Annotated in this window: 30 protein-coding genes, 1 tRNA gene and 1 other RNA gene; 12 read left to right on the top strand and 20 right to left on the bottom strand. The window is 74.1% G+C overall.

The window, feature by feature from the left end; genetic code table 11:
- Positions 1 to 108: 108 nt before the first annotated feature.
- The 3 genes from ABT403_RS04405 to ABT403_RS04395 all read right to left on the bottom strand — a co-directional run bounded on the left by ABT403_RS04405 (position 109) and on the right by ABT403_RS04395 (position 2,210).
- The gene (locus ABT403_RS04405; protein ID WP_344160886.1) at positions 109 to 660 is read right to left on the bottom strand and encodes a tRNA adenosine deaminase-associated protein; all 552 of its coding nucleotides are present in this window, start codon (positions 658 to 660) and stop codon (positions 109 to 111) included.
- 216 nt (positions 661 to 876) lie between these two features.
- Positions 877 to 1,080: a hypothetical protein gene (locus tag ABT403_RS04400; RefSeq protein ID WP_344160640.1), complete on the bottom strand. Its 204-nt coding sequence runs from the start codon at positions 1,078 to 1,080 to the stop codon at positions 877 to 879.
- Between the two features lie 170 nt (positions 1,081 to 1,250).
- On the bottom strand, positions 1,251 to 2,210 hold the full coding sequence (locus ABT403_RS04395) for a universal stress protein (protein WP_344160644.1): 960 nt from the start codon (positions 2,208 to 2,210) through the stop codon (positions 1,251 to 1,253).
- 192 nt (positions 2,211 to 2,402) lie between these two features.
- Here ABT403_RS04395 and upp point away from each other — a divergent pair, with 192 nt between their 5' ends.
- Positions 2,403 to 3,038 carry a uracil phosphoribosyltransferase gene (gene upp / locus ABT403_RS04390; RefSeq protein WP_344160647.1) on the top strand — a complete coding sequence of 212 codons (636 nt, stop codon included), beginning with the start codon at positions 2,403 to 2,405 and terminating at the stop codon, positions 3,036 to 3,038.
- Positions 3,039 to 3,054: 16 nt separating this feature from the next.
- Here the strand turns inward: upp and ABT403_RS04385 are convergent, their stop codons facing one another.
- Entirely contained in the window at positions 3,055 to 3,714 is a 660-nt protein-coding gene (locus tag ABT403_RS04385) for a LytR C-terminal domain-containing protein (protein WP_344160650.1), read from the bottom strand.
- A gap of 101 nt (positions 3,715 to 3,815) precedes the next feature.
- Positions 3,816 to 4,112, bottom strand: coding sequence for a type II toxin-antitoxin system VapB family antitoxin (locus tag ABT403_RS04380; RefSeq protein ID WP_008740979.1), 297 nt, complete (start codon positions 4,110 to 4,112; stop codon positions 3,816 to 3,818).
- A gap of 88 nt (positions 4,113 to 4,200) precedes the next feature.
- Between ABT403_RS04380 and ABT403_RS04375 the strand changes: the two genes are divergently transcribed.
- Both ABT403_RS04375 and opcA read left to right on the top strand, forming a co-directional pair.
- Positions 4,201 to 5,820 (top strand): helicase HerA-like domain-containing protein, encoded by a 1,620-nt coding sequence (locus ABT403_RS04375; protein ID WP_344160658.1) that lies wholly within the window; start codon positions 4,201 to 4,203, stop codon positions 5,818 to 5,820.
- A gap of 72 nt (positions 5,821 to 5,892) precedes the next feature.
- Positions 5,893 to 6,828 (top strand): glucose-6-phosphate dehydrogenase assembly protein OpcA, encoded by a 936-nt coding sequence (opcA, locus tag ABT403_RS04370; protein ID WP_344160661.1) that lies wholly within the window; start codon positions 5,893 to 5,895, stop codon positions 6,826 to 6,828.
- Between the two features lie 198 nt (positions 6,829 to 7,026).
- On the opposite strand, the gene ABT403_RS04365 is transcribed toward opcA, so the two are convergent.
- Positions 7,027 to 7,611, bottom strand: a complete 585-nt coding sequence (locus ABT403_RS04365) for an HhH-GPD-type base excision DNA repair protein (protein ID WP_344160664.1) — start codon at positions 7,609 to 7,611, stop codon at positions 7,027 to 7,029.
- A 155-nt stretch (positions 7,612 to 7,766) separates the two neighbouring features.
- On the opposite strand from ABT403_RS04365, the gene ABT403_RS04360 reads away from it, so the two are divergent.
- A complete protein-coding gene (locus tag ABT403_RS04360) occupies positions 7,767 to 8,591 on the top strand; it encodes a VOC family protein (protein ID WP_344160667.1) in 825 nt (274 codons plus the stop codon).
- 87 nt (positions 8,592 to 8,678) lie between these two features.
- Here ABT403_RS04360 and ABT403_RS04355 read toward each other — a convergent pair whose 3' ends face one another.
- The 3 genes from ABT403_RS04355 to ABT403_RS04345 all read right to left on the bottom strand — a co-directional run bounded on the left by ABT403_RS04355 (position 8,679) and on the right by ABT403_RS04345 (position 10,390).
- Positions 8,679 to 8,882: a hypothetical protein gene (locus ABT403_RS04355; RefSeq protein ID WP_344160670.1), complete on the bottom strand. Its 204-nt coding sequence runs from the start codon at positions 8,880 to 8,882 to the stop codon at positions 8,679 to 8,681.
- 149 nt (positions 8,883 to 9,031) lie between these two features.
- Positions 9,032 to 9,703, bottom strand: a complete 672-nt coding sequence (locus ABT403_RS04350; RefSeq protein WP_344160673.1) for a DUF4097 family beta strand repeat-containing protein — start codon at positions 9,701 to 9,703, stop codon at positions 9,032 to 9,034.
- A 213-nt stretch (positions 9,704 to 9,916) separates the two neighbouring features.
- On the bottom strand, positions 9,917 to 10,390 hold the full coding sequence (locus tag ABT403_RS04345) for a MarR family winged helix-turn-helix transcriptional regulator (RefSeq protein WP_344160676.1): 474 nt from the start codon (positions 10,388 to 10,390) through the stop codon (positions 9,917 to 9,919).
- Between the two features lie 69 nt (positions 10,391 to 10,459).
- Between ABT403_RS04345 and ABT403_RS04340 the strand changes: the two genes are divergently transcribed.
- Entirely contained in the window at positions 10,460 to 10,780 is a 321-nt protein-coding gene (locus ABT403_RS04340; protein ID WP_425580212.1) for an HGxxPAAW family protein, read from the top strand.
- A 185-nt stretch (positions 10,781 to 10,965) separates the two neighbouring features.
- On the top strand, positions 10,966 to 11,385 hold the full coding sequence (locus tag ABT403_RS04335) for a TOBE domain-containing protein (RefSeq protein ID WP_344160679.1): 420 nt from the start codon (positions 10,966 to 10,968) through the stop codon (positions 11,383 to 11,385).
- Between the two features lie 26 nt (positions 11,386 to 11,411).
- Here the strand turns inward: ABT403_RS04335 and ABT403_RS04330 are convergent, their stop codons facing one another.
- The 5 genes from ABT403_RS04330 to ABT403_RS04310 form a co-directional block, all read right to left on the bottom strand.
- A complete protein-coding gene (locus ABT403_RS04330) occupies positions 11,412 to 11,717 on the bottom strand; it encodes a hypothetical protein (protein ID WP_344160682.1) in 306 nt (101 codons plus the stop codon).
- A gap of 93 nt (positions 11,718 to 11,810) precedes the next feature.
- The gene (locus tag ABT403_RS04325) at positions 11,811 to 12,260 is read right to left on the bottom strand and encodes a molybdopterin-dependent oxidoreductase (protein WP_344160685.1); all 450 of its coding nucleotides are present in this window, start codon (positions 12,258 to 12,260) and stop codon (positions 11,811 to 11,813) included.
- Between the two features lie 173 nt (positions 12,261 to 12,433).
- A complete protein-coding gene (locus ABT403_RS04320) occupies positions 12,434 to 12,850 on the bottom strand; it encodes a TOBE domain-containing protein (protein WP_344160688.1) in 417 nt (138 codons plus the stop codon).
- Positions 12,851 to 12,859: 9 nt separating this feature from the next.
- Positions 12,860 to 13,303 carry a winged helix DNA-binding protein gene (locus tag ABT403_RS04315; RefSeq protein WP_344160691.1) on the bottom strand — a complete coding sequence of 148 codons (444 nt, stop codon included), beginning with the start codon at positions 13,301 to 13,303 and terminating at the stop codon, positions 12,860 to 12,862.
- Positions 13,304 to 13,339: 36 nt separating this feature from the next.
- Entirely contained in the window at positions 13,340 to 14,236 is an 897-nt protein-coding gene (locus ABT403_RS04310) for an NAD(P)H-binding protein (RefSeq protein ID WP_344160694.1), read from the bottom strand.
- 111 nt (positions 14,237 to 14,347) lie between these two features.
- Between ABT403_RS04310 and ABT403_RS04305 the strand changes: the two genes are divergently transcribed.
- Positions 14,348 to 14,836, top strand: a complete 489-nt coding sequence (locus ABT403_RS04305; RefSeq protein WP_344160697.1) for a MarR family winged helix-turn-helix transcriptional regulator — start codon at positions 14,348 to 14,350, stop codon at positions 14,834 to 14,836.
- 11 nt (positions 14,837 to 14,847) lie between these two features.
- On the opposite strand, the gene ABT403_RS04300 is transcribed toward ABT403_RS04305, so the two are convergent.
- A complete protein-coding gene (locus ABT403_RS04300) occupies positions 14,848 to 15,402 on the bottom strand; it encodes a hypothetical protein (RefSeq protein WP_344160700.1) in 555 nt (184 codons plus the stop codon).
- 99 nt (positions 15,403 to 15,501) lie between these two features.
- On the opposite strand from ABT403_RS04300, the gene ABT403_RS04295 reads away from it, so the two are divergent.
- On the top strand, positions 15,502 to 16,014 hold the full coding sequence (locus ABT403_RS04295; RefSeq protein ID WP_344160703.1) for a PadR family transcriptional regulator: 513 nt from the start codon (positions 15,502 to 15,504) through the stop codon (positions 16,012 to 16,014).
- Positions 16,015 to 16,066: 52 nt separating this feature from the next.
- Here ABT403_RS04295 and ABT403_RS04290 read toward each other — a convergent pair whose 3' ends face one another.
- From ABT403_RS04290 to ABT403_RS04270, 5 genes are all read right to left on the bottom strand, one after another.
- Positions 16,067 to 16,645, bottom strand: a complete 579-nt coding sequence (locus ABT403_RS04290) for a hypothetical protein (RefSeq protein ID WP_344160706.1) — start codon at positions 16,643 to 16,645, stop codon at positions 16,067 to 16,069.
- A 71-nt stretch (positions 16,646 to 16,716) separates the two neighbouring features.
- On the bottom strand, positions 16,717 to 17,169 hold the full coding sequence (locus tag ABT403_RS04285; RefSeq protein WP_344160709.1) for a luciferase domain-containing protein: 453 nt from the start codon (positions 17,167 to 17,169) through the stop codon (positions 16,717 to 16,719).
- Positions 17,170 to 17,239: 70 nt separating this feature from the next.
- Positions 17,240 to 17,791 (bottom strand): NADPH-dependent FMN reductase, encoded by a 552-nt coding sequence (locus ABT403_RS04280; protein ID WP_344160712.1) that lies wholly within the window; start codon positions 17,789 to 17,791, stop codon positions 17,240 to 17,242.
- A gap of 152 nt (positions 17,792 to 17,943) precedes the next feature.
- Positions 17,944 to 20,370 (bottom strand): helicase-associated domain-containing protein, encoded by a 2,427-nt coding sequence (locus tag ABT403_RS04275; protein WP_344160715.1) that lies wholly within the window; start codon positions 20,368 to 20,370, stop codon positions 17,944 to 17,946.
- A gap of 179 nt (positions 20,371 to 20,549) precedes the next feature.
- Positions 20,550 to 20,634, bottom strand: a tRNA-Ser gene (locus tag ABT403_RS04270).
- A gap of 131 nt (positions 20,635 to 20,765) precedes the next feature.
- Between ABT403_RS04270 and ffs the strand changes: the two genes are divergently transcribed.
- The 4 genes from ffs to ABT403_RS04250 all read left to right on the top strand — a co-directional run bounded on the left by ffs (position 20,766) and on the right by ABT403_RS04250 (position 26,727).
- Positions 20,766 to 20,864: signal recognition particle sRNA small type (ffs, locus tag ABT403_RS04265), an RNA gene on the top strand.
- A gap of 55 nt (positions 20,865 to 20,919) precedes the next feature.
- Positions 20,920 to 23,184, top strand: a complete 2,265-nt coding sequence (locus ABT403_RS04260) for a DNA polymerase III subunit gamma and tau (RefSeq protein ID WP_344160718.1) — start codon at positions 20,920 to 20,922, stop codon at positions 23,182 to 23,184.
- A 60-nt stretch (positions 23,185 to 23,244) separates the two neighbouring features.
- On the top strand, positions 23,245 to 24,498 hold the full coding sequence (purD, locus tag ABT403_RS04255; RefSeq protein ID WP_344160721.1) for a phosphoribosylamine--glycine ligase: 1,254 nt from the start codon (positions 23,245 to 23,247) through the stop codon (positions 24,496 to 24,498).
- A gap of 288 nt (positions 24,499 to 24,786) precedes the next feature.
- Complete coding sequence (locus tag ABT403_RS04250; protein ID WP_425580213.1) at positions 24,787 to 26,727, top strand: hypothetical protein; 1,941 nt, start codon at positions 24,787 to 24,789, stop codon at positions 26,725 to 26,727.
- Positions 26,728 to 26,888: the final 161 nt, after the last annotated feature.

The following is a 26,888-nucleotide window of genomic DNA, read 5'->3' as shown; positions in this document are numbered from 1 at the left end:
GATCCCGTACGGGGTCTCCGGCGTCCGGGGCGTCCCGGGCGTCCCGGACGCCCCGCGAGTCGTGCTCGTGCTCGTGCACGTCGTGCGTGAGGTGGTGCGCGGGGGTCACTAGCGGACGGCCTCCAGTACCTCGGTGGCGCCGAGGGCGTCGGCGATCTCGGTGAGGGCGTCCCCGTCGAGGGACATGAGCTCCCTGTGGCCGACGCCGAGGTCGTCCAGCAGCCGGGGGTCGCCGAGCGGCCCGGCCGGCACCGGCTCGGAGCCGGATCCCGCCCGGGCCTCGTCCTCGTCCTCGTCGTCGTCCGTGTAGGAGGCGACGGGCTCGTCCTCTCCGTCCTCGGTGCCGTCCAGGTCCAGTTCGTCGAGTTCGTCGTCCTCGTCGACGCTGCCCAGCAGCTCCTTGGTCAGCATCGATCCGTAGGAGCTCCGGTCGGCGGCGGAGGCGTTCGACACGAAGTACCGGGGGTCCTCCTCTCCGTCCACGCGGACGACGCCGAACCAGGCGTCCTCCTGCTCGATGAGGGCGACCACCGTGTCGTCGTCGACAGCGGCGGAACGTGCGAGATCGATCAGATCACTGAGGGACTCGACGTCGTCGAGTTCCAGGTCGCTCGCTTCCCACCCGTCTTCGGTGCGCGCGAGCAGTGCGGCGAAATACACCGTGACTCTCCCACTGGTCATAGGCGTGCCGGTTGGAGGTCCCCCCGGCCGGAGGTTGGGGTGTGAACGGTCCTGACACAAGCTGTTCGCACCCCGCCCAATCGGCATCGTGGCAGAAACAGCGGCTTTGCGAGAGGTCTTCCGCGCGGCGGCCGTGTCGCGGCGCCGGGCGGAGGTCCGGTCAGGGGCCGGAGGCTGCCGTGGGCATCGTGCCCGTCACCAACGGAAGGTACGCATCCGCATCTGCTGGCGCATGCGGGCCGCGCGGGCACGGCGCGGCTGCACCCGGTCGCGCAGCGCCCGGGCCTCCATCAGGTCGCGCAGGAACTGGGCACGCCGCGCCCTGCGCTGCGCCGCCGTCTCGGGCGGCTGGTCCGCCTCGCTCCCCTTGCCGTCGTTCTCGGGCTTCGTCTCGGGCATCGGCCACCACCCCGGGCTGGTCCGGTCGTCCTCCTCCGCCGGCGCGAAGCAGTCCCCCGGCTTCCACCTTCCCCCCGCCGGCGCGTTTGATGCCACCCTCTTCCGGATCGGCCCAGGTCAGGGCGTGGGCCGGCTGAAGGGTCAGGTCACTCGTGGTGGCTCGGACCGGCTCAGCCCGGTTCGTCGTCGTGCAGCGCGGGTACGACGGCCACCGGGCCGTGCGCGTGCTGGAGCACGGCGTGCGCGACCGAGCCGATCAGCAGGGACCGCCGGCGCGGGTGGTGGCGGCCCACCACGACCAGCGCCGCCGACCGGGAGGCCTCCACCAGCCGTCCCGCCGGGTCCCCGGGTACGACGGCCTGCTCGACCGGCACGCCGGGGAAGCGGGCCCGCAGCGGGTCCAGCCGCCGCGTCTGGGCCCGCAGCATCTCCCGTTCGGCCGGCACCCCGTCGGGGCCGTCGGCGAGGGCCTCGGGAGGGATCACCGCGAACGGGCTGTCGATCACCGCCATCGGCCCGGGCGGCAGCGCGTACGCCGATACCACCTGGACGGTGGTCCCCCGGGCGGCGGCTTCCGCGAACGCGAAGGACAGGACGTCCTCGGGCGTCTCGGCGGCGTGCAGCCCGAGCACCACCCGCCCGGCCGAAGCCCCCTCGGGGTCCTCCACCGCCCGGCCCTCGTGCGGGACCACCACCACCGGGCAGCTCGCGGTGGTGGCCACGGCCCGGCTGCTGGACCCGAGCAGCAGGGCCGCGAACCCGCCGCGCCCCCGGGAGCCCATGACCAGCATCAGGGGCTCCCGCTCGCCGCTGACGGCCCGCAGTGCCTCGGGCACGGAGCCCTCCAGGGCCTCGTAGCGGACCTCAGGGGGGAGCTGCGGCCCCGACTCCAGCAGGGCGCGCACCCGGTCGCGCACGGGGTCGGCGTACTCCTCGGGCTCGTTCGGGTCGTGCAGGGCCGAGCGGCGGCCCGCGTACAGCTGGGAGACCTCGGGCAGGACGTGGGCGACCATCAGGCCCGTGCCGTGGCGCAGGGCGGCCAGGCGGGCCCACTCCAGGGCGCGCAGGCTGTGGTCGGATCCGTCGACGGCGGCGATCACCAGTCCGCCGCTCAGGGGGCCGTCGCTCATCCGTCCAGGGTGCTGGGCGGCGCGGCGGTCCGCATCCGGAAGGGACCGGGGGCGCGTGCGGGACGCGCCGCGCCCCTTCCACCGCGTAGCCTTTCGGGAGCAGGTCGCGCACAGGCGGCCGTTTTTTCGCAGGTAGCAGGGTCGCAGGTCGCTGATCGCAGGTCGAAGCCCGGCTGAGTCTTGGAGGATGTTGTGCGTTTGCAGGTCGTCGATCACCCCTTGGTGGCGCACAAACTCACCACGCTGCGCGACAAGCGCACCGACTCCCCCACCTTCCGTCGGCTCGCCGACGAGCTGGTGACGCTCCTCGCGTACGAGGCCACCCGCGACGTACGCACCGAGCAGTCCGACATCATGACCCCGGTCGGCCCGACCACCGGCGTCAAGCTGTCGCACCCGCGCCCGCTGGTCGTCCCGATCCTGCGCGCCGGCCTCGGCATGCTGGACGGCATGGTCCGGCTGCTGCCGACGGCCGAGGTGGGCTTCCTGGGCATGGTCCGCAACGAGGAGACCCTGGAGGCCTCCACGTACGCGACGCGCATGCCCGAGGACCTCTCCGGGCGCCAGGTCTACGTGGTCGACCCGATGCTGGCCACCGGCGGCACGCTGGTCGCCGCGATCCAGGAGCTCATCAAGCGCGGCGCCGACGACGTGACCGCCGTGGTGCTGCTGGCCGCGCCCGAGGGCGTCGAGGTCATGGAGCGCGAGCTCGCGGGCACGCCGGTGACGGTCGTGACGGCCGCCGTGGACGAGCGGCTCAACGAGCACGGCTACATCGTGCCGGGCCTGGGCGACGCGGGCGACCGCATGTACGGCTCGGCCGAGTAGCGGGGCGGGTCGCCTCTCAGCACTTCTTCGGGGAGGGCGCGGGTGCGGGGTTGGCCAGGACGGCCAGCGCCTTGTCCGCGTCCTCCTTCGTGTTCAGCTCCTTGAAGGAGCCGCCCAGGATCAGGTCGATGTCCGCGCCCTCGCGGGTGTCGGTCTGCTGGGTGACGCCGGTGAGCTGGGTGCCGAGGACGGAGTAGGCCGCCTTGTCGGTGCGCGGGGAGCCGAGCAGTATCCCGGGGCCGGGGACCTTCTTGTCGAAGTCGGCGGGGGCGTTGCCGACGTGGCCGATGGTGAAGCCGCGCTTCTTCAGCTCGTCGCCGACGGCCTTGGCGAGGCCCGCGCGCGGGGTCGCGTTGTAGACGTTGACGGTGATCTGGCCGGGCTGCGGCAGGGCGACCGCGGGTGCGGCGGAGGCCGCCGGGCCGGGGGCGGCCTTGGCGGGCGTGGCGGACGCGGTCGGGCAGTCCTTCGCGGCGGCCGCGGCACTCTTCTTGTCGCCGCCCCCGAACACGTCGATGAGCTGCAGTGCTCCGTAGCCGAGCAGGGCCAGTGCGAGGACGGAACCGACCAGGGCGAACACGATCTTCCGGCGTCGCCGGGGCCGGCTCATACGGGGGTAGGCGGTCCCCGTGACGCGGTACTTTCCGCCCATGCCGGGGGGAGTGAGCATGCTCATGGGCGCAGCGTAGTGCCGTACCGGAACGATGCCTACTAAATGATCTGTTGATCGGGTAAGGCAGACCCGAAAGGCGCAACCGGCGCCCGGTCCGCCCCTGGTCAGTCCATTTCGAGGACGCGCGCGTGCAGGACCTGACGCTGCTGGAGGGCCGCGCGCACGGCGCGGTGCAGCCCGTCCTCCAGGTAGAGGTCGCCCTGCCACTTCACGACGTGCGCGAAGAGGTCGCCGTAGAACGTGGAGTCCTCGGCGAGCAGCGTCTCCAGGTCCAGCTGTCCCTTGGTCGTCACGAGCTGGTCCAGCCGGACCGGGCGCGGGGCGACGTCCGCCCACTGCCGGGTGGTTTCCCTGCCGTGGTCGGGGTACGGCCGTCCGCTTCCGATGCGCTTGAAGATCACACGGAAAGCCTACCGGGCCGGTGCCTCCGGGCGCAGCCTCGCTCCAGCGGTGCAAAAGTGGCACACAGGGCTATTCCGGGAGTGACGCATGAGCCAGAGCACCGACCCGCCCGAGCCGGCCGCCGCTGCGGGAGGCGGAGCGGAGCCGCAGGGTCCGGCCGAGGAGATCGCCGCCGGGTACGCCTTCACCGGGCCCGCGCTGGAGCTGGGGGCCCTGCTCTGGGACGGGACCTGCCTGCCCGGCCGGCAGATCCGCATCCCGCTGTCCATGCTCAACCGCCACGGACTCGTCGCGGGGGCCACCGGAACGGGCAAGACCAAGACCCTCCAGCTGATCGCCGAACAGCTCTCCGCGAACGGCGTGCCCGTCTTCCTCGCCGACGTGAAGGGCGACGTGTCGGGCATCTCCGCCCCGGGCGTGCCGGGCGGGAGGACGGCGCAGCGGGCGGCGGAGGTCGCCCAGGAGTGGGAGCCCGCCGGCTGCCCGGCCGAGTTCTACTCGCTCGGCGGAATCGGCCCGGGGATCCCCGTCCGGGCGAGCGTGACCGCGTTCGGGCCGGTCCTGCTGTCGAAGGTGCTCCAGCTGAACCAGACGCAGGAGCAGTCGCTCGGCCTGATCTTCCACTACGCCGACTCCAAGGGCCTGGAGTTGATCGACCTCAAGGACCTGCGGGCGGTGGTCGCCTTCCTCGTCTCCGACAAGGGGAAACCGGAGCTGAAGGGGATCGGCGGGCTCTCCACGGTCACCGCCGGGGTGATTCTGCGGGCGCTCACCGCATTCGAGCAGCAGGGCGCCTCGGAATTCTTCGGCGAACCCGAATTCGATACCAGTGAATTTCTGCGAACGGCTCCGGACGGGCGCGGGCTGGTTTCCGTACTGGAACTTCCGGCCGTACAGGACAAACCGCAGCTTTTCTCTACATTCCTGATGTGGCTGCTCGCCGACCTCTACGCCGACCTCCCCGAAGTCGGTGATCTGGACCGCCCCAAACTCGTCTTCTTCTTCGACGAGGCCCACCTCCTCTTCAACGGGGCCTCGAAGGCCTTCCTGGAATCCATCACCCAGACCGTGCGGCTGATCCGCTCCAAGGGCATCGGCGTCTTCTTCGTCACCCAGACCCCCAAGGACGTCCCCGCCGACGTCCTCGCCCAGCTCGGCAACCGCGTCCAGCACGCCCTGCGCGCCTTCACCCCCGACGACGCCAAGGCACTCAGGGCCACCGTGCGGACCTTCCCCAACTCCGCCTACGACCTGGAGGAGTTGCTCACGCGGCTCGGTACCGGCGAGGCCGTCGTCACCGTGCTCAGCGAGAACGGCGCCCCCACCCCGGTCGCCGCCACCCGGCTGCGCGCCCCGCAGTCGCTGATGGGCCCGGTCGACGCGGCGGCCCTCGACGCGGCAGTCAAGGCCTCGCTCCTGTACTCCCGTTACGCGGAGCCCGTCGACCGGGAGTCGGCGTACGAGAAGATCACCGCCGAACAGGCGGCCGCCGAGGCCGAGGCGGAGGCCGCCGCCGCGGCGGCCGAGGCCGACAAGCAGGCGAAGGCGGAGGTACGGGCCGCGCGCGGGGCCCCGAAGCCGGAGCCCTCGCTGGCCCAACAGGTCGTCGGCAGCGGGCTGTTCCGCTCGCTGGCGCGCTCGATCGGTACGCAGCTGGGGCGCGAGATCTCCCGTTCCCTCTTCGGTACGGCCCGCCGGCGCCGCTGACGCGCCGCACTCCAGGAGGAATCGAGCGAACCGGTTGTCCGCCTCACGGCAGCCGCTGACAGACTCGTGTCCATGCGGACCGAACTCACCGACACCACCTCCAGCAAGATCGGCCGGGCCCTGCTGGCGGCCCGGCGGGCCGTGGGCAGCCCCACCATGGGGCTCGTGCTGACCCTCGTCATCGTCACCGACGAGGAGAACGCCTACGACGCCGTACGCGCGGCCTCCGAGGCCGCCCGCGAGCACCCGTGCCGGATCATCGCGGTGATCAAGCGGACCCACCGCGGCCCCGAGCGGCGCCGCCGCACCCGGCTCGACGCCGAGCTGCGCGTGGGCTCGGACGCCGGGTCCGGGGAGATCGTCATCCTGCGCCTGCACGGGGAACTCACCACCCAGGCCGGCTCGATCGTGCTGCCGCTGCTGGTCCCGGACGCGCCGGTGGTGGCCTGGTGGCCCGCCGAAGCCCCCGCCGACCCGGCCCGCGACGACCTGGGCGCCCTCGCGCAGCGCCGGATCACCGACGCGCAGGCGGCGGTGGACCCGGTCGGCGTCCTGGCCGAGCGCGCGGCCGCGTACGCCCCCGGCGACACCGACCTGGCCTGGACCCGGCTCACGCCCTGGCGCTCGCTGCTGGCCTGCGCCTTCGACCAGAACACCGCGCAGGTGACCGCCGTCGCCGTGGAGAGCGAGCCCGACAACGCGAGCGCCGAACTGCTGGCGCGCTGGCTGGAGGACCGCCTCGGCGTGCCGGCGGCCCGGGTGGCCACCGGCGGGCCGGTCATCACCCGGGTCCGGCTGGAGACCGCCGGCGGGGAGGTCGTCGTGGACCGGCCCACCGGCTCGCTCGCCACCCTGGTCCTGCCGGGCTGGCCGGACCGGAAGGTCGCCCTCAAGATACGCAGCACGGCGGAGCTGATCGCCGAGGAGCTGCGGCGCCTCGACGCCGACGAGGTCTACGCCTCGGCGCTGCGCGGCAGCCGGACGGCCAGGGCCTCGCTCCCGGCGTAGGGGTCGCCGTACGGGGGCCGGCCGCCGCCGATGACGTCCTGTGCGGCGGCCTCGCCCGCGCGCACCCGGCCGGGGAGGCGCGCTCCGCGGTGGTGGCGCGGGTGCGGCTCCCGGCCAGCCGCCCGCCCCCCGGGGCCCGGTCCTCCGGCCCCGCCGGGCCTGCCGGTGCGTCAACTCGCCGCCGCGCGGAGCGGGTCCCTACCGGGCGGCCTTCGCGGCGGCCTTCGCCGCCTGCTTGTACTCGCGGACCTTCGCCAGGGACTCCGGCCCCGTGATGTCCGCCGCCGAGCGGTAGCAGTTCGCGAGGCCGTAGTCCCCCGCCGCCTCCCGCCACCCGGCCGGCCGTACGCCGTACCGCTTCCCCAGCAGGGCCAGGAAGATCTTCGCCTTCTGCTCCCCGAACCCCGGCAGCGCCTTCAGCCGCTTCAGCAGCTCCGCCCCCGTCGCCGCATCCGCCCAGACGGCCTCCGCGTCCCCCTCGTAGTGCTCCACCAGGTACGCGCACAGCTGCTGGATCCGCTTCGCCATCGACCCCGGGTACCGGTGCACCGCCGGCTTCTGCGACAGCAGCGCCGCGAAGGCCTCCGGGTCGTAGGCGGCGATGGCGTGCGCGTCCAGGTCGTCGGCGCCCAGGCGGCGCGCGATCGTCAGCGGCCCGGAGAACGCCCACTCCATCGGTACCTGCTGGTCCAGGAGCATCCCGGTCAGCGCGGCCAGCGGGCTGCGGCCGAGGAGGGCGTCGGCCTCGGGGTCCTGTGCGAGCCGGATGGTGATCTCGTCCATGCCCCCAGCCTCCCCCGGGACCGCCCCCCGCGCCCGTTCGGCGCGCGGTTGTCAGACCCCCGCCCTAGCGTGGGAGGGCGTACGCGAGAGACGGCGTGACGACGGATGACGAACGACGGATGACGGACGACGCACGACACAGGAGTCGATCGACCATGGCCGAGTTCCCGGAAGGCACCCCCTGCTGGGTGGACGCGATGTTCACCGACGTGGAGGCCGCGAAGGAGTTCTACGCCGACGTGCTGGGCTGGACCTTCGGCGAGGCCAGCAGCGAGTACGGCGACTACACGCAGGCCTACTCCGGCGGGAAGGCGGTCGCGGCCGTCGTCCCGCCGATGCCGGGCGGTGACGCGCCCTCGCAGTGGTGCCTCTACTTCGCCTCGGACGACGCGGCCGCCACCGCCGAGAAGATCAAGGCGGCGGGCGGCACGCTGATGATGGAGCCGATGCAGGTCGGCACGTTCGGGACGATGGCGATCGCCAAGGAGCCGAGCGGCGCGGTCTTCGGCGTCTGGCAGCCGGGCGAGCACAAGGGCTTCGAGAAGCAGGGCGAGGCGGGTTCGTACGCCTGGGCCGAGGTCTACACCCGCGAGCCGGGGAAGTCGGACCCGTTCCTGGAGCGGGTCTTCCCGTACACCTCACAGCAGATGGACACCGGCGGCTCCGACGGTGACGGCTCCGGGGACGCCGGGATGGATTTCAAGATCTTCAGCGTGGGCGGCGCCGACCACCCGGTGCTGGGCCGGATGAAGATGGGCGAGGAGTTCCCGCCGCAGGTCCCGTCCTACGTCCAGGTCTACTTCGGGGTCCCGAACTGCGATGTGGCGGTGGAGAAGGCGAAGGCGCGCGGCGGGCGGCTCTACTTCGGCCCGATGGACAGCCCCTTCGGCCGCTTCGCCGCGCTCGGCGACCCGCAGGGCGCGGTGTTCGCGGTGATCGACATGGACACGCGGGTCGGGGAGATGCCGAAGTTCGCCTGAGCCGTACCCCGAGCCCGAGCCCCGGGCCCTGTGCCCTGTGCCCCGTGCGCCCGTGTCCCCCGGCCGGGGCACGGGCGCACGGGTGTCTCAGACGACCCCGTAGACCACGTACGCCGGCTGCACCAGCGGGACGGCCGGCCACAGCAGCGGGGCGGGGGCCAGGGTGAGGACGACGGGGTACCCGGCCGGCGGCGGGAAGGGGACGGAGTTCTGCGCGGCCTGGGCGGGAATGCAGGTCAGGAGGCCGGCACCGAGAGCGAGCGCCGCGGCGGCGGCGATGTTCTTGATCATGCGTGCAGAGATAGTGGCTGTGAGTGACCGTCCGCCAGTCGAGGACACGCTCCGTCACCCGTCTGCCGCAACCGGTTCACCGCAGAAAGGTTCAACCGGCGTCGTCGTTCCCCCTGGTGGGGGAGCGGGCCGCCCGGGGCGGGCGGCCGTCAGAGGCTGCGGGCGCTGATGTCGCCGTAGGCGGTGGTCGCGTGGATGGTGAGAGCGGCCGCGGCGCCCTCGGCGTTGGTGAGGGCGTTGTCGATCCGGCCGTAGGAGGTCCCGGCGTCCAGCGAGGCGGAGACCCCGCGCGCGGCGCCGACCGAGATGGCGCCGTACTGGGTGCTGAGGACGAGCGCGCCCCGGACGGCCTCGGCGATGGCGATGTCACCCTTCTGGGTGCTGATCTCGGCCGGACCGCCGACGCGGCCGAGCGCGACGTCACCGGCCTGGACGGTCAGCCGGGCGGAGGCCGTCTCGTCGAGCTTCACCTGGGCCTGCGCGCCATCGAAGACGACGTCGCCCAGCCGGCCGACGCCCCGGAGGTCGGCGGCGGCCGCCTTCGCCTCGACCCGGGAGCCGGCGGGCAGCTGCACGGTCACCTCGACGGCGCCGGAGTGGCCGAGGAGACGGTTCTTCGCCGGGGCGGCCACGATCCGCAGGACGCCCTCGTGGAAGTCGACGGTGATCTGCTCGGCCGCCTTCAGGTCGCGGCCCTTCGAGGGGTTCGCGGGGCGGACGTCGACGGTGGTGTCGGCGCGGTCGGCGGCGATGAGCTGGATGCGTCCGGCCGGGATGTCGAGGACGGCGGAGACGGGTGCGGTGGTGGCGAACTTCTGCATGGCGGGCTCCTGCGCTCATCGTGTGCTCGTCGGCGTTTCCGACAAGGGAAACGCTATGTTGCGTTCATGAAGGCGGCAACGGTGAATTCTCCTGATGGGTGTCTTATCGCAGGTCAGCGCCATTAAATCGTTGCAGTGGGCCTGGATTTAACGCAATGAATCGGAGCGGTTCCGTTGCAATGGAATGAGAGTGAACGCCACGCCGGGGCCGCATCAGGGTCCGCAGGACTCCTCCAGGTAGGTGGCGGCCAGCCTGCCCGCCCGGGTGAACCAGTCGCCCAGCACCGCCACTTCCTGCGGGCTGTACGTCGCGAAGAGCTGCGCGAGGAGCGCGTAGTACGGCTCGTAGACCTCGCGCACGCGCTGCGCCGCCTCCGGTACGGCGACCACGCGCACGCGGCGCTTGTCGGCGGGGTCGGGCCGCCGGGTCACGTACCCGCCGCGCTCCAGCCGGTTGACGATGCCCGTGACGGCGCCGGTGGTGACGTGCGCGCGGGCGGCGAGGTCGCCGGCGGTCACGGGGGTGTCCCCGGCCTGGAGGACGTACGCGAAGCAGATGAGGTCCGTCGGGCTCAGTCCCAGGTTCCGGGCGAACTCCTGCTGGGCCACCATGCTCGTCGCGATCAGGTCGTCCATCGCGCTGATCGCCGCCGGGACGGACGTCTCGGGGCGGGGTGTGCCCTCCATTGAAAATCCCTTAGCGCCTAAGATAAATTGCTTACTGACTAAGACATCATAGGTCGACAGGGGTGACGTATGAGCGCGCACGGATACGACGAGGGGCACACGGTCGCCGGCTGGGCGGGTACCGCCGTCGCCGCCGTGGGGACCGCGGTGGTGGGCCTGGGGGTGTGCGGCTGGACACCGGGGATAGGGATAGGGGTGGCCGTCATGGCCGCGGCCGCCGTCCTGACCTGGGTGCTGCACCTGGCCGGCTGGGGCAAGGGGCCGGGCCCGCGTCCGCAGTCGCACTGGCCGATGGGCGCCCGCGACCACACCGCGCGCGACGGCCACGCCGAGTGCCTCGGCTGCCGGATGGCCGGACGCCGCCCCGCCGCGGCCCGCGACACCCCCTAGCCCGCAACTCGGCTCCGCCCGCCCCGGTTTCGCCGCGCCGGACACGGCAGGGGCGAGGCGCACGGGTGGTTCGGGTTCGTGGATGCGAGGGGCTCCCGGCACGATGATCCAATCGGGCCTACGGTCGGCTCCGTGCGGCCCTTCCCGGACCGTGCGAAGTGACTACGTGAGGGGCCGAACCACCCATGAGCCTGAGCATCCGCAACCAGATCGCCGGAACCGTCACCGCCATCACCACCGGTGAGGCCATGGCGGCGGTCAAGGTCCGCCTCGAGGGCGGTCAGGACATCACCGCCGCCATCACCGTCGACGCCGTCAAGGAGCTGGGGCTGGCAGCCGGTTCCTCGGTGAAGGCCCTCGTCAAGGCCACCGAGGTGGCCCTGGCGACCGGCCCCGTCGAGGGTCTGTCCATCCGCAACCGGCTCGCCGGGACCGTGGTCGACGTCACCACCGGCCCCGCCATGGCCTCCGTGAAGGTGGACGTGAACGGCGGCGGCCTCACCGCCGCGATCACCGCCGACGCGGTGGAGGCGCTCGGGCTGGCCGCCGGCTCCTCCGTCGTCGCACTGATCAAGGCGACCGAGGTCTCGCTCCAGGCCGCGTGAGGCATGGCCGGGGTACGGCCGGGGTCTCACTCGATGAAGAGGCTCCGGCCGCGTCCGATCGCGGCCGTGCCGGAATCGATCTGCTGCGTCACCTGGCCGTCGCAGTCCGTCCCGGACCACACCCACGCCACGCCGTCCGTCTCGTTGACGACCTTCGGCGGGGCGAAGTCGCCCAGCCGGTAGCAGCCCGACGGGTCCTCGTGCTCGGTCCCGTCGATGGACAGGGTCCCCGTCGCCGCCTGTGCGGTGCCCGCCGGGGCCGCCAGTGCCAGCAGCGCGGCCGCCGCGCACGCTCCCACGGCCTTCCCGGCGCGCCGTGCCGTTCGCCTCATCGTCCGTCCGCCTCTCGACCCGCCCGACCAGTTCTCGTCACGGATGGTAGCGAAAGGTGGCGATGGGTGACCGAAGCCGACGGGGTGCGTCGCTCAGACGCCGATCAGCGCCGGGACGTCCAGGGTGCCGAACCAGACGTGGGTCACCGCGCTGACGTAGCGGGCCCCGCAGCGGTCGGACGGGACCACCAGCTGGCTGCCGGGACCGTCGAGCTCCTCCCCGTCGAGGCGGGTGGCCAGCAGGACCGGGCTGCCGCAGAAGTCGTCGTCCAGCTCCGCCCAGGACAGGACGGTGTGGTGGCCGTCGCCGCCGCTGACCGCCAGGAGGTAGCGGCCGCGGTCCTTGCGGCGCCGGGCGTCGAAGACCGGACCCGCCCCGGAGATGACGTCCCGCAGCAGTGCGCCCTCGAAGACGTGGTGCTGCGGGCCGTTGGTCGCGCAGTCGAAGACGACGTCCGCCCGGTGCCGCGGCCATCGCCGCAGGTCGGCGACGGTCAGCGTCGCCGGGTGGTCGAGGTCGCCGTGCAGCAGGAGTGAGGCCATGGGGCAGTCATGCCCCGCTGGAGCGGCCGTGGAACCTCATCTGCCAGGTTGAGAGGCTCCTATGAGTGGTACCTGTGTGATCAATTGTCGTTTCCGCCTTGCAGGTTCCGGTGGATTGCCGACCAACCCCCATGCCGCCCCGCCCGACGCCGACGCCCCCGGCCGCGCGCTCCCTACGGCACGCGGGACCCGTCGGGCACGTCCACGTACACCTCGGTGGACTTCACCCGGGCGGTGACGCTGACGCCGACCGCGATGCCCAGTCGCTCCACGGACTCCCGGGTCACCACGGAGACGATCCGGTGCGGGCCCGACTGGATCTCGACCAGGGCCGCCACCTCGTCCACCCGTACCGCCGTGACGATCCCCGCGAAGGAGTTGCGCACCGAGGTGGCCGCGGCGGCCTCGGGCACCGGGTGCTGTCCGGCGGCGCGTTCCTTGGCGAAGGCGGCGAGCACCGGCCCGTCGACGGCCCGCGTCCCGTCGGACGCGCGCCGGGCGGGCAGCCGCCCGGAGTCGGCCCAGCGGCGGACGGTCTCGGGACTCACGCGCAGCAGACCGGCGGCCTGACCGATGGAGTACGAGGGCACCCGCCCACCCTATCGGCGGCCCCCTCCGCCCCGGCCGGGGCGGACCCGCGCCGCCTGCTCCAGGTTGCGCGTCATGCGCTCCAGGACGCCGACGGCGGCCGCGTACTCCCCGTGGGATATCCCCGCCGTCGACAGCTCGCGGAAATCGCCGACCCGCAGGGCGACTTCGGCGAGCCGGGCGCGCCCGTCGCCGGTGAGGGCCAGCCGGCCCGGTTCGGGGCGGACCACCCATCCGCCGGAGAGGACCGCCCCGATGGCGGCGGTCAGGGCCTCGGGACCGGCGTTGGCCGCGAGCACGGTCCGCACGGTGGTGTCGGTGGCCCGGGGGTCGTCCTCGACGACCTTGAGCACCTGCCAGGCGAGGCGGGTCAGGCCGAAGTCGGCCAGCAGCGTGTTCATGGTGGCCGTGAGGGCCCGGTCGGTGCGGTTGAGCCAGTAGCCGATGGGCTTCATGGCGATGCTCCCGGAGGGTCGGCGGGGCCGGGCCGATCAGGACCCGGTGAAGGCGGAGGCGTTCTCGGCGGCCCACTGGGCGTACCTGCGCGCGGGGCGGCCGAGGAGGGTCTCGGTGGTGTCGGCGACGGCGGCCGGGCCGTGGACGGCGGCGGACCACAGGTCGAGCAGCGAGGCGACCATCGGCGCGGGCATGAAGGCCGACATCTGCCGCTCGGCCTCCTCGCGGGATATGCGCTCGACCGGGATCTCCCGGCCTATGGCCTCGGAGAGGACGGCCAGCTGGGCGCGGAAGGTCAGCGACTCGGGGCCGGTGAGGGTGACCCGTCGGCCCGTGAGGGAGTCGCCGGTCAGGGCCTCGAAGGCGATGTCGGCGATGTCCTCGGGGTGGATGGGGGCGATGTGCGCGTCCGGGTAGGCGAGCTGGACCGGCAGCGAGCGGCCGATGGCGCGCGCCCAGCCGAAGGAGTTGCTCGCGAAGGCGTCCGGGCGCAGGAAGGTGCAGGTCAGCGAGGAGTCGGCGAGGGCGCGCTCGACCCGGAGGCTGTGGCTCGCGAGGGGATCGGTCTCGGCGTCCGGGCCGAGGACCGAGGACGAGGACAGCAGTACGACGTGCTCGACGCCGGCGGCCTCGGCGGCTTTGACCAGCTCGTGGATGCCTGCCGGCTCGGGGTAGAGGAAGACCCGCCGGACGCCGTCGAGGGCGCCGGCGAAGGTCTCGGGCCGGTCGAGGGCGAGCCCGGAGGTCTCGACGCCGGCCGGGACGGTCAGCTCGTCCGGGCGGGCGCTGGCGGCCCGGACGGCGTGACCGGCCCGGACGTCGTGACCGGCCTGGCCGACTTGACCGTCGTGACCGGCCTGGCCGGAGGCGTGCAGGCGGGCGATGACGCCCTGGGCGACCTTGCCGCGGGCGCCGGTGATGAGGGTGGTCATGAGAAGCTCCGCTCACACGTTTTCATTGACTGAAGACATATGCATGCTGACACGCACACGTTTTCATGTCAACACATGCTTGCGGAGCGTCACGTAGATACGATGGCGGCCATGAAGAATCACGAGGCGGAGACGGCCGTCGAGGCCGCCGTGGCCGAAGAGCTGCTGAACGCCGTGGGTCCCGCCTTCGGGAAGCTGCGCCGCTCCTCGCTCCTCGAGGTCGAGAACCCGATCTCCCCGAAGGACCTCAGCCGGACCCTCGTCCTCAACGTCGTCCTGGAGCTCGCGCAGGAGGGCGCCCGCGAGGTCACCGTCGGCGCCGTCGGCTCCCACCTGGGCGTCGACCCCTCGGTGGCCAGCCGGATGGTCTCCGACTGCATCTCCGCCGGCTACCTGGTCCGCGCCGCCTCCCAGCGCGACGGCCGCCGCACGGTCCTGCACCTCAGCCCCGGGGGCGAGGAGCTGATGGCCCGCTTCCGCCGCCACCAGCGTTCGGCGTACGAGTACATCACCGCCGACTGGAGCGAGCGCGACCGCCTGGAACTCGCCCGCCTGATGGTGAAGTACGTGGCCTCCCAGGAGGCGCTGCGCCGCCCGTAACCCGCCGATCCCTAGCCGGCGGTGGTCGCGGCCCGGAGGGAGGCCGTGTAGCGGGAGGTGAACAGCATGGGCAGGGCGAACCCGGCGGCCTGGACGGCCGTGGCCGCCGTCGAGTGGCCCTGGCCGGCGTGGGCGAGGAGTGCGAGGGCGCCGGCGGTCAGGGCGAAGGTGGCCGTCCAGACGCCGGTGATGACGGTGTTGGCCCGGATGAAGGGGCGCAGTCCCCAGACCTCGCGCGGGGTGGTGCGCTTGGCGATGCCGAGGGTGAACGGCCTGCGGATCAGCAGTGAAACCGCCGCGACCAGGGCCAGGACGGCCGAGGAGAGCGCCGCCGAGTAGGCGTGGGCGGCCGAGTGCGGGTCGGCGAAGGCGATGCCCGCCAGTGCCGCGAAGAAGGCCGCCGACCCGGTCTCGATGATCAGCGCGTCGAACCCGGCCCCCTCGCGCCGCTGCTGGACCGTCACGGCCACGGCGGCCACCAGTGCGGCGAGCGCGCCCCACTGCCACTGGGCGGACGGGACCACCGCGAAGACGATCCACGGAAGGAAGGTGCGTACGTACGACATCGGAGACCCCCGGCTGCTGCCCTGACATTCCTGTTCTGACATGTCGAAGTTAGACCTTCCAGTGATGACATGTCAAGGATGGAATGTATGGTGAGGGGTATGAGCCTTCGACACGCCCTCCTCGGACTCCTCTCCGAGCGCCCGGCCAGCGGCTACGACCTGCTGAAGCGCTTCGAGACCTCACTGGCCAACGTCTGGCCCGCCACCCAGAGCCAGATGTACGGAGAACTGACCAAGCTCGCCGCCGCCGGGCTGATCAGCGTCTCGGCGGAGGGACCGCGCGGCCGCAAGGAGTACACCCTCACCGACGAGGGCCTGGCCGAACTGCGTCACTGGCTGACGGAGACCGCACCGCAGCGCAACCCGCGCAGCGACACCCTGCTGCGGGTCTTCTTCCTCGGGGTGCTCCCGAGGGAGCAGGCGGGCGCCTACCTCACCGGGCTGATGGAGACGTCCGCGAAGGAGTACGAGGACCTGCGCGCCCTGGAGCGGTCCGTCGACTGGGGCGACGACCGGCTGTCCGTCTACGGCCGCATCGCCCTGGAGTACGGCCTGCGCCTCAACGAGATGAAGCGCGAATGGGCCGCCTGGGCCGCCGAACGCCTCGGCTAGCCACGCCTCGGCTAGCCACGCCCCGGCCGACCGCGCCTCGTCCGGCCGCGCCTCAGAACTTGCCGGCCACCACCACGAGGCGGTGGCCGCCCAGCGCGCGGGCGAACCGTTCGAGGAACGCGGGGCTGAACTCCGGCCAGTCCCAGAACTCGAAGCCCAGGCAGCCGAACGCGAACTGGTCGCCCTCCCACCGCCAGGCGGCGAGCTCGCCGTCCCGTCCGCAGCCGGGGCAGGCCACGGCGGCCAGGCCGGTCGCCCGCCAGGCGTCGATGGCCGCGTCGAAGGGATCCCACGCCCCGTCGACCGGGTCCCAGTCGTCGTCGAGCAGCTCCACCCGGTGCGCGCAGTGCGGGCACCGCGCGTACCGGGGCTCCCCCTGCCCGCCGTCGAAGACCGTCCGCCGCGGTGCCTCGATCCTCAGCCCCTCCGTGGGCTCCCACTCCGCCTCGGCCACCGCCGAGGCCCAGGAGTCCCCCGGCGGATGCCCCAGCGGAGCCCCGAGCACGCACGGCGTCAGGCCGGCCCGCACGATCCCCTCGCGCACGAGCCAGTCGAGCCCGAGCTCCGCGAGGGCCCGGGCGTCGGCCGGGGTGGCGTCGAGGTCGACGACGGTCTGGAAGTGGCTGCCCATGGCCCCGACGGTAGACGCCGGAGGGCCGGACCCCACGACGCGGGTCCGGCCCTCCGGTGCGAGGCGGTGCCTCAGTGGGAGTTCAGCGCGCCCACCGCGTACCGGTACGAGAACTGGATGATCTTCCAGACCGTCTCCAGCTCCGCGTAGGTCCGGGGACCGTAGACGAGCGTCACCGCCTGGACCGGGTGGTGCACGCCCCAGCCCGCGGCGATCACGTCCTCCTCCGCCTCCTTCGGGAGCGTGAGGTGGAGCGAGCCGTCGTGGTGCGGGTGGATGTGGGCCCACTCCCTACCGCGCTGGAAGGCCTCGGCCGGGCCCGTGCCGACGCCCTCGGGCAGGAAGAGCGAGCGGGCGTGCGGCACCGAGACGAGCGTGGGCGCCATGTACACGTACGGCAGCGCGCGCATCCGTCCCCACAGCTCCTCCTGCAGCATGATCGGGGAGATCTGGGAGCCCTGCCCGTGGGGCGCCGGGCCGAAGACCTTCGGGGCCGCGCCTTCGCGGGGGGTCAGCGTGAGCATGGAGGTGTTCCTTTCAGGCCGGTGACCCGGCCGCGGCGATACGGGCCGACGGGGCTGCGGCAGGGGTGCGTCAGGCGTTCGCCTTGGCGGTGAGCTGCTCGATGACCTCGAGGAGCCCGGTGGTGACCTCGGTGTCGTCGGCGGGGTGGGTGTCGGCGAAGCGGGTGCCGGAGCCCGGGACCGACAGGCGGGCCTCCTCGAGCACCGCACCGCCGGCGACGCCGGCCGACTTGCGGGCCTCGTCCTGGGCCCAGACGCCGCCGTAGCTGCCGAAGGCCGTGCCGATGACGGCGACCGGCTTGCCGGTGATCGCGCCGGTGCCGTACGGGCGGGACAGCCAGTCGATCGCGTTCTTCAGCACGGCGGGGATGGTGCCGTTGTACTCGGGGGAGACGAGCAGGAGCGCGTCCGCACCGGACACGGCCTCCCGCAGGGCCACGGCGGCGGCGGGGACGGAGCCCTCGACGTCGATGTCCTCGTTGTAGAAGGGGATTTCGGCGAGGCCTTCGTGGATCTCGACGTCGACGTGCCCGGGGGCGTGCTTGACGGCGGCTTCGGCGAGCTGGCGGTTGTGCGAGCCGGCCCGGAGGCTGCCGACGAGGGCGAGGACGCGCACGGTCATGATCGGACTCCTTGTTGAGAGACGCCTGGGGGGCGAAGCCCGCGGCGGACACCGCGGTCCCGGCCCCGACGTTAGGCGCCGCCGCCGGACTCCCACCTGAGTGCCGCTTGAGCGCGAGGAGGTCCGGTCCGTCACCGCCGGTTCTCCGGCACCTACGAGGGCATCACGCCGTGGATGCGGGAGAGGGTGAAGACGCGCTCGTCCTCGCGCAGGTGGCACCAGGCGGTGAGGTAGGGCGGGTCGAGTGCGAGGCGGCTGAGGGTGCGTACCGTCCGGTTGCCGGAGGTGGCGACGTATTCGACGGTGAGGGGCGTTCCGGCGTCGACGGAATGGGCGAGCTGGCGGACATCGGCGTAGGACAGCCGCTTCGCGTACCCGGCGACGATCTCCTCCGTGTCGGTGCCGAAGGGGACCCCGCTGCCGAACGGGTCGGGATCCGGCATGGTCAGTGGGGCGGTGAGCAGCCGGGCGGCCAGGGTCTCCAGGCCGGCGGCGGCCGGTGTCCCCGCGGTGTGGCGGACCGCGTGGGGGCGGCCGGCGGCCGTGCCGGGCCGTCGCGGGGCCGGTACGGGGGCAGTGGCCCTGCGCGGTCCGGTCTTCTCGATGCGCACGGCTCCGTCGGCGGTCTCGGCCACGGGGGCGTAGCCCTCGGCCCGGAGGGCGGCGAGGGTCGTCTCCAGCGGGCTGCGGCTCACCAGCACCGTGGGCGCGAGCCGCCGCAGGCCGAGCACGGCCAGCCGGCGGTGGACGGCGAGCTCGGCGAGCAGCGCCGGATCGTCGCCGTGGATGACGCAGGCGGCGGGGGCGACGCGTACACGGCCGTGACCGCGGGCGGTGTCAGTGATGAGACGGGTGAGGAGCTGGGGCAGCGGCCCGGACGCGACGGCGGCCAGGCCCGCTGTGAGGCCGTCAGGTGTATGTCCCGCATCCAGGGCGCGGCGGACGCTGCCGGTGCTGAACCGCCACACCGAGCCCGTCCCGCTCGTCTCGCGGTCGGCGACGGAATCCAGCAGCGAGGCCAGTGGCGCGGACGGCGTACCTGTGACGACCGCGGTCAGGTCGGCGCCGATCCGGGCGGTCCGGGTGGCCGTGGGCAGGAGCCGCCGGCACGCCGAGGCCAGTCCCGTCTCGTCGTCTTCGAGCAGGGCGGTGCCGATGGGCGACAAGGCGCCGCGAGCGAGTGCCCCGAGCAGCTCGGCTTCGCGGATCAGGGCGGCGAAGGGGGTCCCGTCCAGGGGTGACGCGTCGGCGAGGGGCCGGTACCAGGCCACCAGCGGACCCAGGCCGGAGCCGGTGGTCGCGCCGCGCCCTGGCGGGAGCCCTGCCGCCGCGTGGAGCAGCCCGTCCCGGGCTTGCAGGCAGCCGCCGCAGGGAGGTGCTCCCGCGAGGGCGGGGAGGGCCTTGTCGTCCTCGTCCCGTGCCCGGGTCGGGGTGAGCGCCAGGTGGTGCCATGCGTGGAGCAGTGCGGTGAGCCGTTCGGCGGGCTGCCGGTCCGCCCAGGCGTCGTAGGCCTCTGTGGGTACCACGCGGTCGTGGTCCCGGCCCAGCAGTCCGGCCGCGTACGCGGTCTCCAGGGTGAGGCGTACGACGGCGTCGTCGGCGTGAGCGGCCTTGCCGATCCGGGCCAGTTCACGGGCGCCGATCCCGCCGGACTTGAGTCTGGCCGGCGGAGCCGCCGAACAGGCGGCCAGGACCGACGCGGCCTGGCCGGCGAACGCCGTGGCCGTGGCCGCGGCCTCCCGTTCCACCTCGGCGGAGCTGACGGACACCGTCTGCGGGGAAGGAGGCAGGGGGTCGAACGGGGCGCACCAGCTCGGCCCGCGCAGTGCCAGCGCGACTTCGAGGGGCATGCGCGCGGGGCCGTACCGGTGGTGGTCCGTGATCAGGAGCCCCCGGTCGAGTGCCCACCGCGCGCCGGTTTCGGACTCGGGCCCGGACGACCCGAACAGGATGAACCGCCCCCGCCCCGCGGCCGGGTCCGCTCGGCGGGTGAGCAGCTTCCGGGTGACCGCGGGTGCCCGTGCCACGACCTCGGTGACGGCTCCCGGGTCGCCGTGGTGCTCCACCAGGGCCGCCAGTCGCTGCGGCTTGGTGCTCGGCGGCTTGATACCGAGTGCCACCAGCATGGCGCGCAGCTCCTCCGAGGTCGCGCCCGCCAGCAGTTCCGCCAGAGGGGCGTCCAGCCCCAGAGGCGCCTCCCACGCCTGCTCCAGGGGAGGGGCCATATGGAGCGCTCCCGCGCCGTCCGGCCACACCAGGGCGTGATCGGCCAGCACCTCCAGCGTGGCGTCCAGCCTCCGGGCGGCTTCGCCGCCCGTGGCTCCCAGCAGCTTCGCCAGGGCATCGCGCGACGCGGGTCCTGCCAGAGCCGCCAGCGCCTCCGCCACTTGCAGGCACGGCAGGGGGAGCCGCGGCAGGGCCGCCGCCACCGACCCCGGACGCTGGAGGCGGTCCGCCACCTCCCCCACCGTCCGTGGCTCCGGAGCTGACGCCGCGTCCTCCCGTGCGGCGAGCACGCGGGCCAGGCGCGGAGCGTCGAGGCTGCCCAGCCAGGGCGCCAGCGTTGATCGGGATGTCATGGGCACCTCGTCAGACCGGACCGCAGCGGCACCGGAACGGCCCGGCGCAGAGCTCAAGCATGGTGGATCGGATCGGGGCGATGGGGACGCAACCCGGAATGTGACCACGGCACGCGGAACGCAGAAGAGCCGGACCGCATTCAGCGGTCCGGCTCTTCGTTCGCCTGTACAGGCGGCTGCGGAGGATACGAGATTCGAACTCGTGAGGGGTTGCCCCCAACACGCTTTCCAAGCGTGCGCCCTAGGCCTCTAGGCGAATCCTCCGCCGCAAACAATACAAGACGTTGAGGGGTGCTCGCGAACACGATCCGGATCGGTGGTCCGGGGGGTGGGCCGGCCGGGGAGGGGGGAGGGGGCGGGCTCGATTCCGGGGGGTTCCATCCGCTAGGGTGGGGCCCAGCCCCTCACGTGGCGCTATCTCACCCAACTCCCCCAGGGCCGGAAGGCAGCAAGGGTAAGTGGGCTCTGGCGGGTGCGTGAGGGGCGCTTTGCGTTTCCGGGGCGGGCGGCGGGCGGCTGTTGTCGGTGGGCCCGGATAACCTCGTAGACGTGTCGTCCCTTGCGCTGTACCGCCGCTATCGCCCCGAGTCGTTCGCCGAGGTCATCGGGCAGGAGCATGTCACTGTCCCGCTGATGCAGGCCCTGCGGAACAACCGGGTCAACCACGCGTACCTGTTCAGCGGGCCGCGCGGGTGTGGAAAGACGACCAGCGCGCGCATCCTGGCCCGCTGCCTCAACTGTGAGCAGGGTCCCACTCCCGACCCCTGCGGCGAGTGCCAGTCCTGCCGGGACCTGGCGCGCAACGGCCCGGGCTCCATCGACGTGATCGAGATCGACGCCGCCTCGCACGGTGGTGTCGACGACGCCCGTGACCTGCGCGAGAAGGCCTTCTTCGGGCCCGCCTCCAGCCGCTACAAGATCTACATCATCGACGAGGCCCACATGGTCACCTCGGCGGGCTTCAACGCCCTGCTGAAGGTGGTCGAGGAGCCGCCGGAGCACCTCAAGTTCATCTTCGCGACGACCGAGCCCGAGAAGGTCATCGGGACCATCCGTTCGCGCACGCACCACTACCCCTTCCGGCTCGTGCCGCCCGGCACCCTGCGCGACTACCTCGGCGAGGTGTGCGGCCGCGAGGGGGCGAAGGTCGAGGACGGCGTGCTGCCGCTCGTCGTGCGGGCCGGTGCGGGCTCCGTGCGTGACTCCATGTCCGTCATGGACCAGCTCCTCGCCGGTGCCGGTGAGGAGGGTGTGACGTATGCCATGGCCACCTCCCTGCTCGGGTACACCGAGGGCTCGCTGCTCGACTCCGTCGTGGACGCCTTCGCCGCCGGGGACGGCGCCGCCGCGTTCGAGGTCGTCGACCGCGTGGTCGAGGGCGGGAACGACCCGCGCCGGTTCGTCGCCGACCTGCTGGAGCGGCTGCGCGACCTGGTGATCCTGGCCGCCGTGCCCGACGCCGCCGAGAAGGGGCTCATCGACGCCCCCGCCGACGTGGTGGAGCGGATGCAGGCCCAGGCGTCGGTGTTCGGCGCCGCCGAGCTGAGCCGCGCCGCCGACCTGGTCAACGCCGGGCTGACGGAGATGCGCGGGGCCACCTCGCCTCGCCTCCAGCTGGAGCTGATCTGCGCCCGGGTGCTGCTCCCGGCCGCCTTCGACGACGAGCGGTCCCTCCAGGCCCGGCTCGACCGGCTGGAGCGGAGCGGTCCGCCCGCCGGTGCCGTCTTCGCGGCCCCCGCCGCGTCCGCGCCCGCCATGGGATACGTGCCCGCGCCCGACGCGCACGGCATGGCCCCGGCCGGTCCGGGCGGCGGGGTCGCCGCCGCCCGCGCCGCCGTACGGGGTCCCGTGCCGGACGCCGGGCCGGTGCCCGCGCCCGCCCCGGTGCCGGCCCCCGCGCCCGTGCCCGAGCCGGTGCAGGCTCCCGTCCAGGCCGCGGCTCCCGTTCAGGTTCCGCCCGTTCAGGCGCCGCCCGCGCAGGCACCCGGGGCGTGGCCCGGGGCCGCGCAGCCCGGCAGCGGCGCGCCCGCGCCCGCCGCCCCGCCGGCCGCCACCCCGCCCGCTGCCGCCGCGCCCGGTGCCTGGCCGGGAGGCGGTGCTCCCGCCGCGCCCGCCGCCGGGGCCTGGCCCACCGCCGCCGCGCCCGGCAGCGGCGCCCCCGCACGGACGCCCGCCCCCGCCCCGGCCCCAGCCGCGCCCGCCGCCGGCCCCGCCGCGCCGTCCGCCGCGCCCTCCGCCGAGATGGCGGCCGGTGCCGGGCAGGTCCAGGCGATGTGGCCCGGCGTGCTGGAGGCCGTCAAGAACCGCCGCCGCTTCACCTGGATCCTGCTCAGCCAGAACGCCCAGGTCACCGGCTTCGACGGGACCACCCTCCAGCTCGGCTTCCCCAACCCCGGAGCCCGCGACAACTTCGCGAGCAGCGGCAGCGAGGACGTCCTCAAGGCGGTGCTCGCCGAGCAGTTCCAGGTGAACTGGAAGATCGACGCCGTCGTCGGCGGTGGCGGCCCCGCGTCCCCGGCGCCCTCGTACGGGGCCCCGTCCGCCCCGGCCTACAGCCCGCCCCCGGCGCCCGCCCACAGCCCTCCGCCGCCTCCGCAGGCCTCCGCCCCGCAGCCTCAGCAGGCGTCGCCCCAGCCGCCGCCGGCGGCTCCCGCGCCGCAGCCGCCCGTCCGGCAGGCGCCCCCGCCGGTGGCCCCCGAGGACGACGTGCCCGAGGCGGACGACCCCGACCTCGTCGACAGCGCCCTGACCGGACACGACCTGATCGTGCGCGAGCTCGGAGCGACCGTTGTGGAGGAATACACGAACGAGTAGGCCCCCGGTATTGGGTGGCCGCACGAAACCGGCCACGCCGTCCGGGCTACCCTGGGCGGCGTGAAGGTCCTCGTCATCGGCGGCGGCGCCCGCGAACACGCCCTGTGCCGCTCTCTGTCCCTCGACCCCGACGTCTCCGCGCTGTACTGCGCCCCCGGCAACGCCGGCATCGCCGAGGTGGCGGAGCTGCGCCCGGTCGACGCCCTCGACGGCGGCGCGGTCGCCGCGCTCGCCACCGAACTCGGCGCCGGCCTGGTCGTCGTCGGCCCGGAGGCCCCGCTGGTCGCCGGGGTCGCCGACGCCGTCCGCGCGGCCGGCATCCCCGTCTTCGGCCCGTCCGCCGAGGCGGCGCGGCTGGAGGGCTCGAAGGCCTTCGCCAAGGACGTGATGGCCGCCGCAGGCGTCCCGACCGCCCGCAGCTACGTCTGCACCACCGCCGAGGAGGTCGACGCGGCCCTCGACGCCTTCGGCCCCCCGTACGTGGTCAAGGACGACGGCCTCGCCGCCGGCAAGGGCGTCGTGGTCACCGAGGACCGCGAGGCCGCCCGCGAGCACGCCGCCGCCTGCGACCGCGTCGTCATCGAGGAGTACCTCGACGGCCCCGAGGTCTCCCTCTTCGCCATCACCGACGGCGTCACCGTGCTCCCGCTCCAGCCCGCGCAGGACTTCAAGCGCGCGCTCGACGGCGACCAGGGCCCCAACACCGGCGGCATGGGCGCGTACTCCCCGCTCCCGTGGGCCGACCCGAAGCTGGTGGACGAGGTCCTGGAGACCGTCCTCCAGCCGACCGTGGACGAGCTCCGCCACCGCGGCACCCCGTTCTCCGGGCTGCTCTACGCCGGCCTGGCCCTCACGAGCCGCGGCACCCGGGTCATCGAGTTCAACGCCCGCTTCGGCGACCCCGAGACCCAGGTGGTCCTCGCCCGGCTGCGCACCCCCCTCGCGGGCGTGCTGCTCGGCGCCGCGAACGGCACCCTCGACACCCTGCCGCCGCTGAACTGGAGCGACGAGGCCGCCGTCACGGTGGTCATCGCCTCGCACAACTACCCCGGCACCCCGCGCACCGGCGACCCGATCGAGGGCCTCGCCGAGGTGGCCGCCGAGGACGGGCCCGAGGCGTACGTGCTGCACGCCGGCACCCGGCAGGAGGGCGACGCCGTCGTCAGCGCGGGCGGCCGCGTGCTGTCCGTGACGGCGATCGGCTCCGATCTGGCGCAGGCGCGCGAGCGGGCGTATAAGTCCGTGGCGCGGATCCGGCTCGACGGCGGCCAGCACCGTACGGACATCGCCGCCAAGGCGGCCGAGGGCCGCTGACCAGCAGGCTCGTGAGCATCGGGGGCCCGGGGCGCGACGGCGCGCACCGGGCCCCCGCGCGCGCCCGCGTGCGCCTGCCTCCAGTGGCGCTCGAGCGCACCCACCTTTCCCCAAAGCCATTCCATCGGGTGATGGTCCCCTTGTCCGCCTGACGTCCGTCTGCGCCCCAACTAAGGTGCGGCGCAAGCATTCCGGCACATGGCCCACCGGCATTGCGATGTCAGTGGCGGGTGTCACAGTGGGGGAGTGAGCAAAGCCGCCGCAGGGCAGAGGGGGTGAGGTCCGGCCGTGTCCGGAACCGGTTCGATCGCAGAAGTGGGCGTGCCGTCCGCGCGCTCCCGGGCCCTCGCCGTGCTGCGGGTCCGCAGCAGGGCGCTGGCCGCCGTGCTGCTGCCCGCCGCCCTCGCGGTGGTGCTGGTCACCGCCCGGATGACCGGCCGGCTGGCCGGTGACCCCTGGCCCGCCGTGACCCTGGCGGTCTGCGCGGTGGCCGTGCTCGTGCTGCTGGCGGGCGGGATCTTCGGTGCCGTGGTGCTGCGGGCGCGTCCCGCCGTGACGCCCACCGTGCCGCTGCCCGAGGCCGCCGCGCCCGACCTGTACCGGCTCGTACGGGACCTGGCCGACCGCATGGGCGTGCCCGCGCCCTCCGCGATAGCCCTGACCCCGGACTGCGACAGCTGGCTGGAGGACCGCAGCCACGCCGCGCACCGCCGGGGTGCCGCGCGCGACTCGGCCGGCATAGCCGGGCCCGGCGGTCCGGAGGCGCGGCCCGGCGCGGCGCCGGTGCTGGTGATCGGCTCGCCGTTCCTGTGGTGGATGCGGGTCGCGGAGCTGCGGGCGCTCCTCGCGCCCGTGGTCGCCGGTACGGGACCCTCCGCGCACCCGGACATAGCCGACGCGCGGGGCTTCGTCCGGGGGCTGGACGCCGCGGCCGACGTCGGGAGCCGGACCGGCCTCGGCTGGCTCGTCGGCAGGCCGGCCCGGCTGCTGCTGCGGCTGTGCGGGACGGACGCCGCCGAGATGGAGCGCGGGGTGGCCGCGGCCGCCTCGGACCGCGCACAGGGTGTGGACCAGGAGATGCGCACCGTCGCCCAGGAGCAGGTCGGCCTGGCCTACGCGGGCTGGGACCGGCTGCTGACCCGGGTCGCGCTGCCCGCCTGGCGGATGGGCCGCTGGCCCGCGCACCTGGACGCGGGGGTCGTCTCCGCCCTGACCGAGCTGTCCCGGCGCGACCGGCTGGCGGACGGTTTCACCTCGCGGCTCGGCGAGCGCCCCGCCTGCGACCTGCTGGAGCAGCCCGGCCTGATCGACGAGGCCGCCTCGCTGCTGGCGGCCCGGCTCTTCCACGGCGGCCCGGCGGAGGCGGGGCCGGACTGGTCGCCGGTGGACTGGGCGGCGTACCCGGAGGAGGTCGTCGACCGCAAGTGGCGTACGGAGGCGGCCCGTCTGCACGCGGCCCTGGACGCCCTCTCCGTCCCGGCGGGCCCGGTCCCGCCCCGCCCGGAGCGGGAGCCCGCCCAGGGTTCCACAGCCCGCACCGCGCAGTCGGCGGCTCCGGCCGCCGCCACGGGGGTCGCGTCGGCCGCCGCGCAGCCGGCGGTTCTCGGTACCGGCCAAGGCCCCGCGTCCGCCGCCGCCCGGCAGGCGGCCCCCGGCGCCGCCCCCGCCGCGGCCGCCCCCGCCCCCGCCGCCGCGCAGGCGGCCGCCGGTGGCACCGCTACGGCCCAGGCGGCCCCCGCCGGTGCCGGGGGCGTCCCGGCCGCCGCCGGGCCCGCCCGTGACGCCTTCGGCGGGCCGACGCTGGAGCGGGTGCTCGGCTACCTCGCGGACCCCGCCGGCGACGGCGCCGCCGGGGAGGCGCTCGCCGGGCGGCTCAGCGGAGACCTGGCGCGGGAGGAACGTACCGCCGGTGCCGCCGCCGGGACTCGGGGCGGCCGCTCCGGGGGCGCCGAGACCCTGCCCCTGTTCCCCCTCCAGCCCCCGCGCAGCGGCCGGGACCTGCTGGCCGACCACGTCACCGCCCTGGTCTGCTGCGCGGCCGTGGACGCGGCGGGAGCCCGCCCCGGCCTGGACTGGCTCGACGGCCCGGTGCTGCTGGTCGGCGGCGAGCGGCGGGCGGACCTCGGCCCCCGGGTGCTCTCCCTCGTCGAGGACGGCGATCCGGAGCCCCTGCGCGACTGGCTGGCGGAGCTGGGAGTCCGCCCGGAGAAGCCCATCCGCCTGGTCTGAGCCCCCCCGGGCCCCCGCCACCCCGGGCCGCCACCCCGGCGCCACCCCGTGCGCCACGCAAAGCGGCACCTTGGGTTCCGTTCCCGTCAATTCGCGACGAACGGTGACGGAGTGAGTGCGTTATGTGATGTGCTGGGACCGGTCGCGACGGCGGTGTCCGA

The organism is Streptomyces sp. NPDC000075 (assembly GCF_040301925.1).
Taxonomy (GTDB): domain Bacteria; phylum Actinomycetota; class Actinomycetes; order Streptomycetales; family Streptomycetaceae; genus Streptomyces; species Streptomyces polychromogenes.
This window is presented reverse-complemented; position numbering and strand designations above follow the sequence as displayed.